Annotated in this window: 1 protein-coding gene; it reads left to right on the plus strand. The window is 64.8% G+C overall.

All coding sequences use genetic code 11. The features are described 5' to 3' along the window. A partial coding sequence (locus Q3C01_RS44870; protein WP_458151749.1) for a chemotaxis protein CheA occupies nucleotides 1–657 on the plus strand: 657 nt, incomplete at both ends.

Raw genomic sequence — 657 nt, forward strand, 5'->3', positions numbered from 1 at the left:
CAGGAAGGCGTCATGAAGACGCGCATGCAGCCGATCGGCAATGCCTGGCAGAAGCTGCCGCGCATCGTCCGCGACCTATCGAGCGAACTCGGCAAGCAGATCGAGCTGGAGATGCACGGCGCCGACACCGAGCTCGACCGCCAGGTGCTCGACCTGATCAAGGACCCGCTCACCCATATGGTGCGCAACTCCGCCGACCATGGCCTGGAAACCCCGGCCGAGCGGCTTGCGAGCGGCAAGGGCGAGCAGGGCACCATCCGGCTGTCCGCCTATCACGAGGGCGGTCACATCATCATCTGCATCGCCGACAACGGCAGGGGCCTCAACACCGAGAAGATCAAGGCCAAGGCGCTCTCTTCGGGGCTCGTCACCGAGGCCGAGCTCGAGAAGATGAGCGAAGCGCAAATCCACAAGTTCATCTTCGCGCCGGGCTTCTCCACTGCCGCCGCCATCACCTCGGTCTCGGGCCGCGGCGTCGGCATGGACGTGGTGCGCACCAATATCGACCAGATCGGCGGCACCATCGACATCAAGTCCGTCGCCGGTGAAGGCTCGTCCGTCACCATCAAGATCCCGCTGACGCTCGCGATCGTCTCGGCCCTGATCGTGGAAGCCGGCGGCGACCGCTTTGCCATTCCCCAGCTCTCGGTTGTGGAA

Source organism: Bradyrhizobium sp. UFLA05-109 (assembly GCF_054185165.1).